A 15,635-nucleotide genomic window follows, 5' to 3' on the forward strand; every position below is an offset into this window, starting at 1 on the left:
CGTTTTGTTGACGGCGTGTCAGTTCGCTTATGCCGATCCGGGTATCGGACGCTTGTTTAATACGCCGGCGGAGCGCGCGGCGCTGGATGCCAATCGCGGCAAGGCGGTTGCCGCCACCGTTGGCGGGCCGCCGGGGGCGCTGCCCGACTACACCCTGCCGCCTGGCGTTCCGGGCAATATGCCGCCGCCCGGGACGCAGGGCATGCAGCCGGGTATGATGCAGCCAGGCATGGGCGCCGAGGCGCCACCACCGCCGCCCGCGCCGGAACAACTCGAGATGAACGGCGTCGTCCGCAGCAGCAGCGGACGCAGCACGGTGTGGCTCAACAACGTGCCGCAGAGCGGTCCGCAGAACAAATTCAGCAACCGTAACAAAAAGGCACTGACCGTCACCCTGCCCTCCGGCAGGAAAATCCTGCTGCGGCCGGGCCAGCGCTACGACCTGGCCGATGGCCGCGTCAAGGACATCAATGAACCGTGAACGCCTTCAACCATTCCGGCGACGGCGTCCGGCCTTGCCGCGACGCCAGCGCGGCGCCGCCCTGCTGCTGTTGCTGGTCGTGCTGGGCCTGGGCGCGTCGTCGTTGTTGATGAGCTTGTTCAGCCCGCCCTCCGGCGAGTTGCGTCCGCAGGCGCTCACGCGCGAGTCGCTGGCGCAGGCCCGCGAGGCGCTGCTGGGCTACGCCATCCTGCACCGGCGCCTGCCGCGCCCGGCGTTGTCGGCCACCGACGGCCGCGAAAATCCAAGGCCTTGCGCCAGCGACGCCGATTGCACCGGCTTCCTGCCGTGGATAACCTTGGGCCTGGTGCCGGGCGACGGCTGGAACAAGCTGCTGCGCTACAGCGTGTCGCGCGATTTCGCCAACGGCAATCTCGACGAGCCGGTCGAGGCGGACAAGACCGTGTTCGACCGCAACGACGACGGCACCGTGTTTTACCGCGTCGGCTCGGCCAACTGCCGCGTCGACGACCGCTGCGCGCCGGCGGTCATCTATTCCAGCGGCAAGCATCTGGGTGTCAGCGTCGACGGCGTCCCGCAACTGAGCGGCGTGCTGGACAATCTCGACGAGCAGGCCAACGAGGTCGCCGTGCGCGACTTCATGGCGCGCGCCGCCACCGGCGAACCGCGCAGCATCGGCGGCAGCTTCAGCAACGTGGTCAGCTGGGTGCCGCTGCCGATGTTACGCAACCGCGTGCGCGCCTCGGCGCCCAAGCGCTGATGCCGGGCCCACGCCAGTTTCAACCAATATGACTTCCTACCCTTACATGCCTTCACGCCAACGACAAGCCGGCTTCACCATCGTCGAAATCGCCATCGTCCTGCTGGTCGTCGGCCTGATGATCGGCGGCCTGGTGGCGCCGCTGTCGTCGCAACTGGAGCAGCGCCGCGTCAGCGAAACGGTGCGCGTCATGGACGAGGCCAAGGAAGCGCTGATGGGCTTCGCCCTGCGCAACGGCTATCTGCCCTGCCCGGCCATCTCGGCCGCCGACGGCCGCGAGGACCGCGCCGGCGCCGCCTGCAACAAACGCTTCGGCTATCTGCCGTGGGCGACCTTGGGCGTGGGCCGGCTTGACGGCTGGGGCCGGGTGTTGGCCTACAGCGTCACGCCGGCCTTCGCCGACAGCACGGCCTTCTTCACGCTCTCGACCAAGCGCGACATCACCATCGCCACGCGCGGCGCCGGCGGCGACCTTGTGCCGTCCACCGACGTCGAGGATATTCCGGCCGCCATCATGTCCTTCGGCCGCAACGGCTACGGCGGCACCAGCGACCAGAACACCCGCATCCTCGACGCCGGCACCAACAATATCGACGAAAAGACCAATCTGCAAAGCGGCGGCGTGGCGCTGATCAGCCGTCCGGCCAGCACCGACCCGCGCGGCGCCGGCGGCGAGTTCGACGATATCGTCATCTGGATCTCGCCCAACATCCTGTACAACCGCATGGTGGCGGCGCAGAAGCTGCCGTGACGTCCATTTTAATGACCGCTCCGTGACCCTGGCCGCCCTCACCATCGCCCGTTACACCCTGCTCGAAGCGCTGCGCAACCGGCTGCTGTGGCTGCTGCTCGTCGTCGCGCTGGGCGCGGTCGGCGTCAGCGGCTTCCTGAACGAGCTGGCGCTGACCGAAAGCCGGCAACTGCAGGCGGCGCTGCTGGGCTCGGTGTTGCGGCTGGCTGCGGTGTTCCTGATCGCCACCTTCGTCGTCACCAGCATGGTGCGCGAGGCCAACGACAAGGGACTGGAACTGCTGATGGCATTGCCGCTGCCGCGCGCCGTCTACCTGCTGGGCAAGCTGGCCGGTTTCGCCGCGCTGGCGGTCTTGCCGGCCGTGCTGTTCGGCGCGCTGGCGCTGTTTTTCGCACCGCCGGCGCAGGCGGCGCTGTGGGCCGTGTCGTTGCTGTGCGAATGCTGGATCGTCGCCGCCTTCAGCCTGTTGTGCATGCTGACCCTGAACCAGGTGCTGCCGGCACTGGCCGCCGCCCTTGCTTTTTATGTGCTGGCGCGCGCCATCGGCACGCTGCAATTGCTCGGCCACGGCGCTGGCGCCGCGCAAAGCGCCGGCCAGCAAATACTCAACACCGCCGTCGACGGCCTGGCGCTGCTGCTGCCCCACCTAGACCGTTTCACGCGCAGCGACTGGCTGGTCTACCACGACGGCGGCGCCGCCGACCTGCTGGCCATCGCCGCGCAGACCGTCATCTATGTGGCATTGATGGCGGCCGCCGGCTTGTTCGATTTGTACCGCAAGCAGATATGAGCATGCGCGCACACGTCAAACCGGTCGGCGCGGTGCCACGCGCGGTGCTCGCGCTGCTGGCGTTGACCCTGGTGCTGCAACTGCTGTGGCAGGCCGCCGCCGCGCCGCCGCGCGCGCGGGCGCGCGATTTGCCGCCGGCGCCGTCGCTGGCGGCGCTGCGGCTGGCGGCGCTGGGCGAGCCGGTGGCGCTGTCGAAGCTGACCATGCTGTACGTGCAGGGTTTCGACGAGCAGGCCGGCCTGAGCATCGCCTGGCGCGATCTCGACTATGGCAAGGTCGCCCTGTGGCTGCAACGCGTGCTGGAGCTCGATCCGCGCGGCCAGTACCCGCTGCTGGCGGCCAGCGAGGTGTACGGCGCGGTCTCCGATCCGGCGCGCGCGCGCGTCATGCTCGAATTCGTTTATGCCCGCTTCGGCGAGGACCCGAACCGGCGCTGGCCATGGCTGGCGCACGCGGCGCTGGTGGCCAGGCACCGGCTGCACGACCTGCCGCTGGCGCGCCGCTACGCGCAGGCGATCCGGCTGCGCGCGACCGGCCCGCAAGTGCCGGCGTGGGCGCGCGAACTGGAAGTGTTCATGCTGGAAGACATGAATGAGCTCGACAGCGCGCGCGCGCTGATCGGCGGCCTGCTGCGCGACGGCCTGATCACCGATCCGCACGAGCTGAAGTTTTTATCGGACCGGCTGGATCAACTGAACCAACGGGACGGCGGTCCGAAGCCATAAACCTTGCTGTAATATAGAGTCCACGTATTAGCAACAACATATAGCTGTAACGAAGAAAGGAATCACCCCATGCGTACGCCCCCTGCGATCCTTCCGCGCCAACGCGGTTTTACCCTGGTTGAAATCGCCATCGTGCTCGTCATCATCGGCCTGCTGCTGGGTGGCGTGCTGAAGGGACAGGGCCTGATCGACAGCGCCCGCGTCAAGAATATCATCCAGCAATCGACGTCGCTGACGGCGGCCGTCAACGCCTACCAGGACAAGTTCCGCGCGCTGCCGGGCGACGACGTGCAAGGCACCAGCCACGCGCCCGGCGCCACCGGCAACGGCAACGGCGACGGCCAGATCGCCGAATACCAGCTGGCGCCGCAGCACCTGGCGCTGTCGGGCTTCATCACCGGCTCGTTCAACGGCACCACCGACTTCATGACCAGCGCCCAGGGCGGCGCGGTGTACATCTACAACGACGTGGTCGGCGGGCGCGGCGGCAACGGCGTGCGGCTCGACAATCTGCCGGACTCGTTCGCCGAGCAGGTCGACAGCAAGCTCGATGACGGCAAGTTCAACACCGGCTCGGTGCGCGCGACCGGGCCATACACCAACGACGGCAGCGTGATCCAGCGCACGGCGTTGTTCTTTTAGGCGGGCGGTGGCGGCGGCTCTTGGCCGATTAGCGCGACGCGCGTAATCGGCCAAGCTCCGCCACCGGTTCGTCCCGGATTCACCCCCGGTCCAGGACAAAACACTTTCTGAAACGGCCAGCCTCGGCTACTATCCTCCTGCCAGCTGATACCAACCGGTTCCCGGGAGCCCCAGACGTGCCAGTGCCAGAAAAACCCAGCCCCCCCCTGCCTTCGATCCGCTCGCAGATCGCGCTGCTGGTGCTGGCGTGCGCGTTGCCGGCGGCGGTGGGCTTCGGCGCCGTGGTGCGGCAATTCTACGGCCGCGAACGCGCCACCCTGATGGAGGATACCCGCCAGGCGGCGCGCATGGTGGCCGCCGCCATCGACCGCGACCTGATCCAGAGCGAGGGTGCGGCCATGGCGCTGGCCACCTCGCCCAGCATCCGCGAGACCGATAAGGGCGCGTTGCGGGTCCAGGCCGGCGGCCTGCTGGGGCCGCAATTTCCCGCATCGCAATTGTTATTGAGCGACGAAACCGGCGGCGTGGCCATGCATGTCGGCGCGCCGCTGCCGGAAACCTTCAACCAGGTCAACAACAGCAAACGGCTGACGCCGCTGTTCCACTCCGCCCGCCCCCAGCTGTCGATCATCTACGTGGCCGGCAGCGCCCTGCTGGCGGTCGACGTGCCGGTGTTCATCGACACCCACGTGGCCTACGCGATGACCGTGCTGCTCAAGCCGGACCGGCTGACGACCATCCTGCGCGACGAAAAAATCCAGCCGCACCAGTCGATGACCTTGTACGACGGCGATGGCACCATCGTGGCCCAGGCGGGCGGGCCGCGCCAGGTGCTCGGCCAGCCGGCCGACGCCACCCTGCGCGCCCGGCTGCTGCAATCGTCCGACGCGTTGCTGGTGACCGAGGACACCGAGGGCACGCCGGTCTACCTCGGCTACAGCCGCTCGCCCGTCAGCGGCGCCACGGTCGCCATCGCCACGCCGCAGGCCAAGGCGCTGGAGGAACTGTTGCGCGCCGTCACCACCATCTCGCTGGCCATGGGGCTGGTGCTGCTGGCCGGATTTTCGCTGGCGTGGCTGGTCGGCGGGCGCATCGCGCGCTCGGTGCGCGACCTGGTCGGCCCGGCCGAGGCGCTCGCCAGCGGCGCGCCGTTCACCGTGCAACCGATGAGTTTTCGCGAGGCGCAGGCGGTGGCCGACGCCTTCCACGCGCTCGAGGACGACCTGCGGGCCCACCGCCACGAGCTGGAAAAGCTGGTCGACGAGCGCACCACGCAACTGGAAAAGTCGCGCGCCCAGCTCGAAACGCTGTACGCCACCGCCCCGGTCGGCCTGAGCTACGTCGACAGCGAACTGCGGGTGATCCGCATCAACGACTACATGGCCGCGCTCAACGGGCAAAAAGTGGTGGCCCACCTGGGCCGCCACGTCGGCGACATGATCGCCGACGCCGACGTCCGGCAAGGGGTGCTGGCCGACTACCGCACCGTGCTCGACACGGGCCGGCCGCTGACCGGCATCGAGCGCTCCGGCCCCACGGCGGCCAACCCCAGGCAGCTGTCGCACTGGGTGCTGAGCTACTACCCGCAGTTCGACCAGGACGGCAAGATCAGCGCCATCACCAGCCTGCTGCTGGACGTGACCGGCCAGAAGCGCGTGGCGGCCGAGCTGCTGCAGTCGCGTCAGCTGTTCAGCTCGGTCGTCGAAAACATGCCGGCGATGATCTTCCTCAAGCGCGCCGACGACCTGCGCTACGCGATGTTCAACCGCTATGGCGCGCTGTTGCTCGGACGTAGCAGCGGCGAGGAGATGATCGGCAAGAACGACTACGATTTCGTGCCGCCCGAACAGGCCGAGCAATTCGCCGCCGGCGACCGCGGCGTGCTGGCCTCGCCGCCCGGCGAGATCACCGAGATCGCCGAGGAACCGATCACCACCGTCGGCGGCCAGACGCGCTTCCTGACCACGCGCAAGGTGGCGTTGCGCGACGAGCACGGCGTGCCCACCCACGTGCTGGGCATCTCGCTCGACATCACCGAGCGCAAGCAGGCCAAGGAGGCGCTGCGCGCCACCATCGAGCGCCTGGCCCAGAGCGAACAGTTCGTGCGCACCGTGACCGACAACCTGCCCGGCATGGTGGCCTACTGGGACGCCGGCCTGTGCTGCCGCTTCGCCAACCGCTACTTCCTCGAGTGGTACCAGATGAGCCTGGAGCAAATGATGGGCGCGCGCATGGCCGACGTGCTCGGCGAGCGGCAGTACGCCGACAACGCGCCGTACGTGCAGGCCGCGCTCAACGGCGAGCCGCAGGGCTTCGCCGGCGAGCTGACCTGGCCGTCCGGCCAGGTCAGCTACACCTGGGTCAACTACATCCCCGACATCGGCCACTACGGCGAGGTGCGCGGCTTCTTCGTGCTGGTGTCGGACGTGACCGAACTGAAGGAAACCGAGCTGCACCTGCAGGAACTGAACGTCGAGCTGGTGCACGCGCGCGACCGCGCCGAGGCCGCCAGCCGCGCCAAGAGCGAGTTCCTGGCCAACATGAGCCACGAAATCCGTACGCCGATGAACGCCATCATCGGCGTGGCGCGGCTGCTGCAGGAGTCCGGACTGGGGCCGCGCGAGCGCGGCTACCTGGACAAGATCCAGCTGGCCACGCAGTCGCTGCTGCGCCTGGTGAACGACGTGCTGGACTTATCGCGGGTCGAGGCCGGCCAGCTCGAGCTCGAGCACGCGAACTTCCAGCTCGGACACATCCTCGACAGCATCAGCGTGCTCATCAGCGGCAGCGCCTCCGACAAGGGCGTCGAGCTGGTGTTCGACATCGACCCTGGCCTGCCCGACGAGCTCGCGGGCGATCCGATGCGGCTGCAGCAGGTGCTGCTCAATCTGCTGAGCAACGCCGTCAAGTTCACCGCCGAGGGCGAGGTGGTGCTGTCGGTGCGGCGGGCCGCCAGCGCGCGCCCGGACGAGCGCGCGCTGCTGATCGAGTTCCGCGTGCGCGACACCGGCGTCGGCATTCCGGCCGAGCAGCAGGCCCACATCTTCGACGCCTTCTCGCAGGCCGACAGCAGCACCAGCCGCAAGTTCGGCGGCGTCGGACTGGGGCTGGCGATCTGCCGCCAGCTGGCCGACATGATGGGCGGCGCCATCGAGGTGCGCAGCGAGGCCGGCCACGGCGCCGAGTTCCTGTTCGCCTGTCCGCTCGAATGCCTGGCCGCGCCGGCGGCGCCGGCCGTTCCGGCGGCCGCCGCCGCGCTGTCGCTGCTGATCGTCGACGACAGCGCCAGCGTGCGCGCCGCCCTGCGCGACGCCTGCGACTGGCTCGGTTGGCGCGCCGCCGTCGCCGCCGACGCCCCGGCGGCGCTGGCCATGCTGCACGAGAGCCACCAGTCGGGGAACCCCTACGGCCTGTTGTTGCTCGACCGCGACATGCCCGGCATGGACGGCCCGGCGCTGCTTCAACACATCCACGCCAGCATGGCGCTGCCGCTGCCGCCGGTGCTGATGATGGTCACCGAGCACATGGCGGCGTCCGAGGCGCAGCACGCCGGCAGCCTGGGGCTGGCCGGCATCCTGTCCAAGCCGGTCACCCCGGCGCGGCTGCTCGGACGCGTCGCCGCGCTGATGGCCGGCGACGCTCCCGCCGCCGGCCACGGCCAGGATGGCGGCGCGGCGGCGCCGGTGTCGCCGCTGCACGGCCGGCTCGCCGGCATGCGCATCCTGCTGGTCGAGGACAACGAAATCAACCAGGAGGTGGCGCAATACATCCTGCTGCACGCCGGCGCCACGGTCGACGTCGTGGGCAACGGCCAGCTGGCGGTGGACTTGCTGACGGCGCAGCGCGAGCGCTACGACGTGGTGCTGATGGACGTCCAGATGCCGGTGCTTAACGGCTACGACGCCACGGCGGCGCTGCGCGCGGCGGGCCTGACCTTGCCGGTGGTGGCGATGACCGCCAACGTCATGGAGGACGACCGCCGCCGCGCCCAGGCCGCCGGCATGAACGCCCACGTCGCCAAGCCGATCGACGTCGAGGATATGATTACCGTGCTCACCGGTTTGGCCTCCCCTGCGCCGCCAGCCGGAGGCGAAACCGCCGCACCCGCCGCGACACCATTCCTCCCGGCGCCGGCCGCCGCCGCGGTCCCGGCGTCGGCCCTCCCCGCCGCCGGCCCGCCCGCCTCCGCCGTGCCCGGCATCGACATCGACGCCGCGCTGGCCCGCCTGGGCGGCGACCGCGAGGCCCTGACCGCGCTGCTGCGCCGCTTCGAACAATCCCAGGGCGGCACGGTGGACGAGGTGCGCGCGCTGCTGGCAAACGGCCAGCGCCAGCAGGCAGCCCAGGCGCTGCACCGGCTGCGCGGAGTCGCCTCCAACCTCGGCGCCGGCGAGGTCTCCCGGCTGAGTGCGCTTGCAGAGCACGCCCTGCTCCGCGACGACCGGGCCGACGGCGGGGCGCTGGACACGGCGCTGGACCAACTGGCGGCCGCGCTCGGGGTGGTCATCGCCTCCGTGCGCGGCATGTCGGCGGCGGGCCAGGACATGCCTGTTGGCAACACCAATATTGCTGATTTATCTGTAAAGCTGGCGGAGCTGCAAAGTTTGCTTCAGAATAACAACCTGAAGGCACTGGAGCACTTCCGGGCACTGCGGCCCGCCCTCGCAGCGATGGCGCAATCGGGCGCCTTGGCGGAAGCAGTTGAAACACTCGATTTCATCACTGCGGCTACACTGGTGGATATTATGTTGCAGCGAAAGGAAAGTGCATGAGTTGGACCGACCTGGCCAGGAATGGACGCATACTCGTGGTGGACGACGCCATGGAGAACATCCAGATCCTGCACCACGCGCTGCGCGACGAACAGGAAGTGCTGTTCGCGCTCGACGGCGAAAAGGCGCTCGACATCGCGCTGGCCCAGCAACCGGACCTGATCCTGCTCGACGCCGTCATGCCCGGCATGGACGGCTACGCCGTCTGCGGCGCGCTGCGCGCCTCGCCCCGGCTGCAGGACATCCCGATCATCTTCGTCACCGCCCTCAGCCAACCCGAGGACGAGACCCGCGCGCTCGAGGCCGGCGCGGTCGATTTCATCAGCAAACCGTTCAACATCGCCGTGGTGCGCGCGCGCGTGCGCAGCCAGCTGACCATCAAGCGCCAGGCCGACGCCATGCGCGAGCTGAGCCTGAGCGACGGCCTGACCGGCGTGGCCAACCGCCGCCACTTCAACGACACCATGGACGCCGAATGGCGCCGTTGCGCGCGCGCCGGCCTGCCGCTGTCGGTGATCATGATCGACATCGACCACTTCAAGCTCTACAACGACCACTACGGCCACCAGGCCGGCGACGCCTGCCTGCAAAGGATCAGCGCGGCGATGAAGGGTTGCGCCTCGCGGCCGCAGGACATGCTGGCCCGCTACGGCGGCGAGGAATTCATCCTGTTGCTGCCGCAGGAGGGCGCCGAGGGCACGCAGGTGGTCGCCAGCCGCATCATCGACGAAGTGCGCAAGCTCAACTTGGCGCACGCGGCCTCGCCGACGGCGCCCTACGTGTCGATCAGCATGGGCCTGGCGACGGCCGTGCCGCCGCTCGACAGCCAGGACGCCAGCGCCGTGGTGCGCGCCGCCGACGCCCGCCTGTACTGCGCCAAGCAGAACGGCCGCAACCGCTACTACGTCGACTGAGCAAGACCGGCCGCACGGTAGGATCGATGTATTGATCTTATTGCAATTCGCCCCTAAAATCGGACTGATCATTCATTCTTGACAAGGGCCCCACGTGCGCACGCCTCGCCTTCTTGCCTTCACACTATTGACCGGCATCGTCGCCCTCGCACCACTCGCCCACGCCCAGATGCCCGCCCAAGACACGGTCAAGGGGGCGAAAGACCACCCCTTGCTGTCGAGATTTGAAGGCTCCAAGCTGGTCGGTTACGGCGTCAAGGAATTCGACGAAGTGGTCCTTCCTGCCGGCAAGCGCGTCGCCAACAAGGACGGCAAAGCGGCCTTCGACAGCACGTTGCAGCTCGAAGGCAAATACACCCGCATTGCCTACAACTACCCCAAGGAGCGCTCGTCGCTCGAAGTAATGCGCAACTACCAGGGCGCGCTCGACAAGGCCGGCCTGAAGGTGCTGTTCACCTGCGCCAAGGAAACGTGCGGCGGGGACTTCGGCCAGTACTTCCTCGACAACCGGCTGGGCGACAACTTCGTCAAGGGCGGCGAAGCGAACTGGTCGCCGTTCAACTACGGCCGCAACGACAGCCGCTACCTGGTCGCCAAAGGCACGCGGCCCGATGGCGCGCTGGTCCATGTCGGCGTGTACGTGGTCTCGCCGGTGCAGGACAAGAACGGCGGCGTGTATCTGGAGATCGTCGAAGCGAAGGCCATGGAGGGCGGCAAGGTCTCCGCCAGCCTGAACGCGGCAGACATGGCCAAGGGCATCGCCGCCGAAGGCAAGGTAGCTGTGTACGGCGTCTACTTCGACACCGACAAGGCCGAGGTGAAAGCCGAATCGAAAGCGGCCCTGACCGAAATGGCCAAGCTGCTGCAACAGGACCCCAAGTTGAAGGTATACGTGGTCGGACACACCGACAACCAGGGCACGCTGGCACATAACGTCGAGCTGTCGCAGAAGCGCGCCGAATCGGTGGTCAAAGCCCTGGCGGCGGACTACAAGATCGACGCCAAGCGCCTGAGCGCCAAAGGCGTGGCGTCGTACTCGCCGGTAGCATCCAACGATGCCGACGCCGGCCGCGAAAAGAACCGGAGGGTTGAGCTAGTCAAACAATAAGCCCACCTGAAACACCGGCTGCGTGCTAACGGCCACGGGCCACCTAAATACCTCGGAAACACGTAGGGCGGATTAGCGAAGCGTAATCGGCCATGCATGCATCACCTGCGGCGCATACACGGCTGACTCGAGCTAACGGTTCGTCAACGGCGCGAGTTGCTGGAGGCAGCGATTTTGATCAAAAAATCGTTTGTCGTCGGGGATTTTCTGAATGCACGCGATGGCCGAGCGTATGCGCCGCAGCCGAAGTTCAGTGTGGTTAGCAACACATTGTGCTGCCCAAGTCGAAGGCCAAGAGCCGCCCGCACCGGTCAGGGAGCCGATCAACTCGCACTCTCCATTACGATACAGTGCCCATGCGACCTGCTGTGATTTCAACGCCTTAATCAGTCGCTCGTCGACGGGCGTGGAATCGCTGGAGGATGCCACGACCAAGCTGACGAGTTCAGCGTGCTTCGCCGCCATCTGCTTTTCGGCCTTTTCCTGCTTTTGATTCAGCAGCAGCCCCATTTGCATGGCGCTACCCTCCGGCCAGCATTCGGGCTTGTCCGGGCAGTCGACCGGGTTTGCCAGTGCCAAAAGCGGCAGGGCACGAGCAAAACGAGCAAACAACGCCACATCATCACAGTGCCTGTCATCTTAAGTCCTCAGCCGGTTTTGTTGCCACAATAAATTCTTTCCTCGAAACTGGAGGCAGGCCAGTAGGTCGGAAAAGTGCGTGAAACTGGACTCCCGCCCCTGACGCCCCTCTCATGGCGATAAGTGTGCAATTATCATGCGGCCCGCCGCCCAAGTAGGCGATGTCACCGTCTAGCAAAATAAAATATTTTTCACTGGACGCAAGTTTGTATTGCTCAGGCTGCTCGTTGCCGTTTCGCTTAATATAAATACGAGGCACATAATCAGGGGTTGGAAAGACGCGGAGCTCGTTGCCAGATAGCTCGAGCTTATCGGTCCAGCACAAATCGACTGGCGCAGCGGAAGCCGCGACCGATGACACTGCCAATAAACCTAAAACTAATATGCGCATGGCGCCGGTCTTTCTACGATCCTGTTTGCTAAAGAAATTAGAACTCGTAAATGCGGAAATGGCCGCTTCCGCAGCCGAAAGCAGCTACGGCCGTGGCGTTGAGACGCAAGCAAATACCTCACCCAACGTTAGATTTTCGCTCCAAATTGTAGCCAACGAAAAATCATATTTTGCCAGGAGGTCCTCAGTCAACGTCTCCAGCTCAAGTGCATCGGCTGTCCAACGATTGGGATAAAGCTCGCGATAAATTTCCCAAATTCTGTCGTGCGGGCTGAACTTCAGTTTTTCATTGTCCTTAAATGCAAATGAGGACACGAACAACAGTAAAAAATCTCGGATCTCTTGCTTAGTCGCGGACGGAAATTCACTACGCCAGCAACGACCTTCACAGTTCCGTGACCGATACTGCTGTGGCAGGCTCGTTCCGAATTTCAACCAAAGAGCTAAAGCCAGGACAGCGGCGCACAGAACTATCAAAGTACTCATGCTCTTTCTTCCTTTCCATTCAACTGGGCCAAGCCACCGGCAGCTTTTTGGCCGAACACGGCCCGTTGCGCTGCTAGGATAGCAGCTTGCCCATCTGCAAAACTCACGAATTCTCACATCAGGCTGAAGCTACGTCATCAGGGTAAATAGTGCCGAACCCACCATTGCTATTGCCGAAACCATGACGTTATTCAGCAAAGCCAACCAAGTCAGTAAGGTTCGACCACGAATCAATGACTTCCCTGCATGCTCTCTTGGCGTTCAGGATGTCGGCCTTGGAGGACATGTGGCAAGGCGGGCCAGCGTGATGCAGCAGAAGATCAAGCAACCCGTCCAGTTCGAACTCACCGCAAGAACCAGGAAAAGCTTGGGGGTCTGGATAGAGGCAGCAGCCCTGCGCCAGACGATTTCCTTTTTCCCGGTCGAGTCTCAGAATCGCCGCACATTTCGACGAGGAGTACGCGCGTACTGTTCAACAATGGTTCGACGAAATAGGCTTAGACCCAATAGTGGCGTTGTAGTTTGGTGGAGGAACGACCGGACAACCGATTCACCTCACATGGTAGAAGTTGCTGGTATCCTTGCGGATCACGACATCTCCCGACTTGCCACTGTGATATTGCTCGACCCTACCACCATCGTTCTGACGTCGACCCTGATGGCGGCGGCGATGACCATCGTTTTGTTTTCCGCCTACCGCAGCTTCCCTGCCGACGTGCAAGGGTTGGGCCACCATTCGCTCGGCATGTTGTCGCTGACGGCGAGCGGCTTGCTATTCTGCGCAGGGCCACTGATGCCGGAAGCGCTGTTACTGTTCGTGGCCAATAGCACCATGCTGGGCGCGGCTGGGCTGATGCTGATCGGCACCCAGTTATTCTACGGCCGCAAGCCCAGCTGGTGGTGGCTGGCGCTGGCGTGGGTGGCCGGCATGGTCTGTCTGGTCGGCTGGTATGTGATCACCCAGGATTACGCGTTGCGCGTGGCGGTGTTTTCATCGTTGACGCTGTCTTTCTACGTGGGGCAACTGGTGCTGCTGGTGCGCCATGGCGAACGCCACTTCTCCAGCTGGTTCTTCGGCGCACTGTTGCTGGTGCAGTCGCTGGTGCTGCTGTTGCGGTTGTTCGCGGCGCTCAGCGGCGCGGTCGGCACCAGCAACGCCAGCAACGGCGCGGTACAGGGAATTTTCCTGTTGACCGCCAATTTCATGACGCTGATGATGGCGGTCGGCTTCATGGCCGTCGCGACGCGGCGCCTGCAGGTTGTGATGGAGCACCGTTCCAACTCGGACCCACTAACCGGGGTACTGAACCGGCGCGGTTTCGCCGCCGCCTACAGCCGCGAGGTGGCGCTGATGAAACGCCATGGCCAGCCGATGACCCTGCTCAGCATCGACCTCGACTACTTCAAGGCCATCAACGACCAGCACGGCCACGCAGTCGGCGACCAGGTGCTGGTGCATGCGGCGCGCACCACCGTCTCGGCCCTGCGGGAGATCGACCACGTGGCGCGCTTCGGCGGCGAGGAATTCATCGTGCTGCTATCGGCCACCACGGCGGAGCGGGCGAAAGCGGTAGCGCAACGCATCCAGGCGTTGCTGTTCGCGGCGCGCGGCGGCGACGTGCCGGACTACACGGTCAGCATCGGCATCGCCAGCCAGCAGGCGCCGGACGAGAGCCTGGAAACACTGATGGCGCGCGCTGACGCCGCCCTCTACCGCGCCAAGGCGGCCGGCCGCAACCGCAGCGAGGCGGCGTGAGCGCGCAGGCTCGGCGCCATCTGGCTCAGTTTTAACTTCCCGAGTTGCCCCGCGCGTGGCATTGAGCGTAGCGGAAAAATCGGTTTCAGCCGCGTAAGCGAATCTACCTATTCACGCCGTCGGCCCCAGCCTAATTTTATTCTTTCTTTTTCATCAATCCGGCCAATGAGGCAAACGGATTATGCGTTGCCGGCGCAACCTCGGCCGCTTTCAGACTGAGTCCCCGGTCGGCCTCAAGATAACGCGAGTGTTCGTTATCGTGGCAGTAAAGGCACAGCAATTCCCAGTTGCTGCCATCCGGCGGATTGTTGTCGTGATTGTGGTCACGATGGTGCACTGTCAGTTGCGACACATTGGTATGCGTGAATTCGCGCATGCAGCGCCCACACACCCACGGATACATTTTTAGCGAGCGCTCGCGATAGCCCAGCTCGCGCTGGTCGGCCGCGCGCCGTGCGTCCGCCACAATTTTGTCCAGCCGCGCGGCGTCCGGTTTTTTTCCAACGGTCATGCTTATTTCCTCCGTTGCTGTTACATGTTGCCGCCAGCGCCCACGTCGGCCGGCTCGGCCGCTGGTGCCACGTTGCGACCCCGACCTCGCCCCATAAATTTCTCGTAAACTTAATCTCTAGCCTCGGCTATCACCTGACGGGGCGGTTTTCTATTTGATCCACCACCCCGCGCGCCCTCAATTTTCCTGTCTCGACCATAACTAGTGGCTACATGGTTCCTATGAGCAAGGATATCATGTTGCCGAAGTGAAAAGCTCACAGATCTCACCCGTCCTAACGAAACGTGTCCTAAACATGCCGGCACCTAGTTGAACTCCCAAAGCGGACACTAGAGTCCAGCGACTTCCTTTAGGTCCCGCTAGCGACCTGCGTTTTTCGAACAAGATGAAGTGTCATTTCTTGTTTCAGACACTGACTTTACAATTCCCTGATCAACATCCCAAAACCTGTTCTAGTGAATAAATTGGCTTCACATGCTTGTCGTAACATAGGAGTCCAATTTGCGCTGTGAACGTGCCGGTAAGCCAATTTGCCAACGTTGCACTTTTAAAATCAGGATAGACTTCACTAAGATAGACGTTACCACCGCATTTATGAAGACCTGTCAGCCATAATTTTCCCGACTCAAGCTTGAATTTTCCGACCGGCCCACCTCGCCGAACATCCAACTTCCGCCCTCCTCATAGCGATTAAACGGTCAGAGGACGGCAACTTCATCCAACAACATTCCGATGGAAAAATCCATCCAGTTTCCGCACCCACCACGTACTGATCATGCAGCGGCTCTGTTGCGAGAGCTCTTCGGTAATCCCCCCTGCAAATGATCGCCATCAGAAGTAGAATTTTCTCAATTAGCTTTTTGAAAGTTCTGCAATGAAGACTTCCCGATTCACCGACAGCCAAATCATCGCCATCCTGAAGCAGGCAGA

At 64.5% G+C, this 15,635-nt stretch carries 15 protein-coding genes; 10 read left to right on the forward strand and 5 right to left on the reverse strand.

What is annotated here, in order from left to right:
* Positions 1-52 precede the first annotated feature (52 nt).
* From MRBLMU1_RS17975 to MRBLMU1_RS18015, 9 genes are all read left to right on the forward strand, one after another.
* Complete coding sequence (locus MRBLMU1_RS17975; protein ID WP_363503810.1) at positions 53-481, forward strand: hypothetical protein; 429 nt, start codon at positions 53-55, stop codon at positions 479-481.
* The gene (locus tag MRBLMU1_RS17980) at positions 471-1,220 is read left to right on the forward strand and encodes a hypothetical protein (RefSeq protein WP_363503812.1); all 750 of its coding nucleotides are present in this window, start codon (positions 471-473) and stop codon (positions 1,218-1,220) included. The genes MRBLMU1_RS17975 and MRBLMU1_RS17980 overlap by 11 nt, the downstream gene beginning before the upstream one ends.
* Before the next feature lie 46 nt (positions 1,221-1,266).
* Entirely contained in the window at positions 1,267-1,971 is a 705-nt protein-coding gene (locus MRBLMU1_RS17985) for a type II secretion system protein (RefSeq protein WP_363503814.1), read from the forward strand.
* A 22-nt stretch (positions 1,972-1,993) separates the two neighbouring features.
* Positions 1,994-2,761, forward strand: a complete 768-nt coding sequence (locus MRBLMU1_RS17990; protein ID WP_363503816.1) for an ABC transporter permease subunit — start codon at positions 1,994-1,996, stop codon at positions 2,759-2,761.
* A gap of 2 nt (positions 2,762-2,763) precedes the next feature.
* A complete protein-coding gene (locus MRBLMU1_RS17995; RefSeq protein ID WP_363503818.1) occupies positions 2,764-3,486 on the forward strand; it encodes a hypothetical protein in 723 nt (240 codons plus the stop codon).
* Positions 3,487-3,555: 69 nt separating this feature from the next.
* The gene (locus tag MRBLMU1_RS18000) at positions 3,556-4,128 is read left to right on the forward strand and encodes a prepilin-type N-terminal cleavage/methylation domain-containing protein (RefSeq protein WP_363503820.1); all 573 of its coding nucleotides are present in this window, start codon (positions 3,556-3,558) and stop codon (positions 4,126-4,128) included.
* A 176-nt stretch (positions 4,129-4,304) separates the two neighbouring features.
* Entirely contained in the window at positions 4,305-8,900 is a 4,596-nt protein-coding gene (locus MRBLMU1_RS18005; protein WP_363503822.1) for a PAS domain-containing protein, read from the forward strand.
* Complete coding sequence (locus MRBLMU1_RS18010) at positions 8,897-9,814, forward strand: diguanylate cyclase domain-containing protein (protein ID WP_363503824.1); 918 nt, start codon at positions 8,897-8,899, stop codon at positions 9,812-9,814. The genes MRBLMU1_RS18005 and MRBLMU1_RS18010 overlap by 4 nt, the downstream gene beginning before the upstream one ends.
* A 94-nt stretch (positions 9,815-9,908) precedes the next feature.
* On the forward strand, positions 9,909-10,922 hold the full coding sequence (locus MRBLMU1_RS18015) for an OmpA family protein (protein ID WP_363503826.1): 1,014 nt from the start codon (positions 9,909-9,911) through the stop codon (positions 10,920-10,922).
* A 132-nt stretch (positions 10,923-11,054) separates the two neighbouring features.
* Here the strand turns inward: MRBLMU1_RS18015 and MRBLMU1_RS18020 are convergent, their stop codons facing one another.
* The 3 genes from MRBLMU1_RS18020 to MRBLMU1_RS18030 form a co-directional block, all read right to left on the reverse strand.
* Complete coding sequence (locus tag MRBLMU1_RS18020; RefSeq protein WP_363503828.1) at positions 11,055-11,534, reverse strand: lysozyme inhibitor LprI family protein; 480 nt, start codon at positions 11,532-11,534, stop codon at positions 11,055-11,057.
* A gap of 22 nt (positions 11,535-11,556) precedes the next feature.
* Positions 11,557-11,952: a hypothetical protein gene (locus MRBLMU1_RS18025; protein WP_363503830.1), complete on the reverse strand. Its 396-nt coding sequence runs from the start codon at positions 11,950-11,952 to the stop codon at positions 11,557-11,559.
* A gap of 84 nt (positions 11,953-12,036) precedes the next feature.
* Positions 12,037-12,438, reverse strand: coding sequence for a hypothetical protein (locus MRBLMU1_RS18030; protein WP_363503832.1), 402 nt, complete (start codon positions 12,436-12,438; stop codon positions 12,037-12,039).
* A gap of 613 nt (positions 12,439-13,051) precedes the next feature.
* On the opposite strand from MRBLMU1_RS18030, the gene MRBLMU1_RS18035 reads away from it, so the two are divergent.
* Positions 13,052-14,194, forward strand: coding sequence for a GGDEF domain-containing protein (locus MRBLMU1_RS18035; RefSeq protein ID WP_363503834.1), 1,143 nt, complete (start codon positions 13,052-13,054; stop codon positions 14,192-14,194).
* Positions 14,195-14,330: 136 nt separating this feature from the next.
* Here the strand turns inward: MRBLMU1_RS18035 and MRBLMU1_RS18040 are convergent, their stop codons facing one another.
* Complete coding sequence (locus MRBLMU1_RS18040) at positions 14,331-14,705, reverse strand: YajD family HNH nuclease (RefSeq protein ID WP_363503836.1); 375 nt, start codon at positions 14,703-14,705, stop codon at positions 14,331-14,333.
* A gap of 625 nt (positions 14,706-15,330) precedes the next feature.
* A partial coding sequence (locus MRBLMU1_RS18045; RefSeq protein ID WP_363503838.1) for a hypothetical protein occupies positions 15,331-15,635 on the reverse strand: 305 nt, incomplete at its 5' end.

The sequence above is a fragment of the Burkholderia sp. LMU1-1-1.1 genome, from assembly GCF_040675865.1.
GTDB lineage: Bacteria > Pseudomonadota > Gammaproteobacteria > Burkholderiales > Burkholderiaceae_D > Rugamonas.

Bases quoted from the DNA above. Each gene is read 5' to 3' on its own strand.
- MRBLMU1_RS17985 (WP_363503814.1), top strand. From the start codon at position 1,267: ATGCCTTCACGCCAACGACAAGCCGGCTTCACCATCGTCGAAATCGCC.
- MRBLMU1_RS18040 (WP_363503836.1), bottom strand. From the start codon at position 14,705: ATGACCGTTGGAAAAAAACCGGACGCCGCGCGGCTGGACAAAATTGTG.
- MRBLMU1_RS18025 (WP_363503830.1), bottom strand. From the start codon at position 11,952: ATGCGCATATTAGTTTTAGGTTTATTGGCAGTGTCATCGGTCGCGGCT.
- MRBLMU1_RS18030 (WP_363503832.1), bottom strand. From the start codon at position 12,438: ATGAGTACTTTGATAGTTCTGTGCGCCGCTGTCCTGGCTTTAGCTCTT.
- MRBLMU1_RS18010 (WP_363503824.1), top strand. From the start codon at position 8,897: ATGAGTTGGACCGACCTGGCCAGGAATGGACGCATACTCGTGGTGGAC.
- MRBLMU1_RS18000 (WP_363503820.1), top strand. From the start codon at position 3,556: ATGCGTACGCCCCCTGCGATCCTTCCGCGCCAACGCGGTTTTACCCTG.
- MRBLMU1_RS17980 (WP_363503812.1), top strand. From the start codon at position 471: ATGAACCGTGAACGCCTTCAACCATTCCGGCGACGGCGTCCGGCCTTG.
- MRBLMU1_RS17995 (WP_363503818.1), top strand. From the start codon at position 2,764: ATGCGCGCACACGTCAAACCGGTCGGCGCGGTGCCACGCGCGGTGCTC.